This is a genomic window from Aliarcobacter vitoriensis (assembly GCF_003316695.1).
Classification (GTDB): Bacteria; Campylobacterota; Campylobacteria; order Campylobacterales; family Arcobacteraceae; genus Aliarcobacter; species Aliarcobacter vitoriensis.
The window spans coordinates 1-1,455 of sequence record NZ_PDKB01000039.1; the positions used below are offsets into that span (position 1 = coordinate 1).

The 1,455-nt window shown below is 28.2% G+C and carries 2 protein-coding genes and 1 pseudogene; all 3 read right to left on the reverse strand.

Annotation, left to right across the window (positions count from 1 at the left end; all coding sequences use genetic code 11):
• Positions 1-165: 165 nt before the first annotated feature.
• Positions 166-648 (reverse strand): hypothetical protein, encoded by a 483-nt coding sequence (locus CRU91_RS12005; protein ID WP_235827013.1) that lies wholly within the window; start codon positions 646-648, stop codon positions 166-168.
• Positions 649-659: 11 nt separating this feature from the next.
• The gene (locus CRU91_RS12010) at positions 660-965 is read right to left on the reverse strand and encodes a hypothetical protein (protein WP_113895445.1); all 306 of its coding nucleotides are present in this window, start codon (positions 963-965) and stop codon (positions 660-662) included.
• Positions 962-1,455, reverse strand: a pseudogene (locus CRU91_RS12015) (PepSY-associated TM helix domain-containing protein); the annotation flags it as partial. The pseudogene CRU91_RS12015 and the gene CRU91_RS12010, both read right to left, overlap by 4 nt.

Sequence of the window (1,455 nt, forward strand, 5' to 3'; positions counted from 1 at the left end):
ACTATTAAATTAACTTATTATGATATATAAACTTAGGTATGAGTTCCAAGGTAAAAGAAAGGACAATTTTTTAACTTTAGCTCCTAATCTAAATTGATGTTAAAAAATCTGAAAATACAAAAAAACCTTGAAACCCACACCTAAGTCTATTTTTAAAAGAGAATTTTAACTCTCTTTTAATTGTTGTAATATTCTATTTGTATTTTTATTACTAAAATAAATTGTCATTAAAAATAATATTATACATATACTAAAAAAAACTATAGTTACACTACTCCATTCATGCGATACATTCTGTGGTACTGTTACTTGTTTACTTTGGGCTTTTAACTCTTCACTATATCCTTCTATTGGTGCAATACCTTCTTTTACCAAAGTATGTCCACTTCCTCCATCAAGAACTACTTGATATGGCTCTTTTGGAATATCAACTATTATCTCACTCTCTTTTGGAAGTCTTTGTTGAAACAAAACATTCCCTGTAACTAAAGATTCTATTCTAACCAATGCTCCTGCTGCATCATCTCCTGTATCAAACTCTCCTGCAACTGTTATAGTATTATCTTTATTATCTTCTACAAACAGCATTAATTCATGAGAATACAAACCAAAGCTCAAACTTAACATTAATATTAATTTTTTTATCATTTTATTTATCCTTAAATATTATAAAGTATTATTAAAGCTATTCCAAATATTAAAGTTGGAACAACACATCTTAAAAGTGCAATATATTTTGATTTAGATAAGCTTATCCAAAGAGCTACACTAGCCCAAGCAAAAGTATTAAACAACAATGGCACTATAATAGATTCTCCAGCAGTTCCTGGAATAATAAATATTAGCAAAGTCATTCCTAAATATGCAACTATTAATCCACCAACAATAGAACAAATTGTTCTAAACAATCCTATTTTTTTACCACTACTTTCTACTACTTTTAAACTATTTAAATAATTTATCATTTAACACCTCTTCTTGTCCAAAACTCTTGTATCTTAGTTCTATCTACTGGAAGTTTATAAGCAACATAAAGCAAAATCAATCCAAAAACAAACAAACCAATATCAACAGCTAAAACTGTATAAACTTCTTCATTCCAAAGTCTAATAGGACTAAATCCACTAAATATAAAATGAATGATTGGACTTAAAGCAAACAATACTCCACCAATATATAAAAACTCTTTAGCTGTTTGATAAGAGTTTAATTTATAAAATGAATAAGTCAAAGTTCCTATCCAAGCAACAGCAAACAAACATTTTTGAATTAAAACTCTATTTTCCATATCAAAAGGAAGTAACCATTGTAAAACAAACAACAATCCAGTTGCTGGGATAACTCCTATCATAACTGCCAAAGATAACTTACCAAATCCTTGATATACTGGAATATTATCTCCAAACTTTCTGGCTTTCTTCTCTAAATAAAGTAGATTCCCAAAGCCTATGGCTA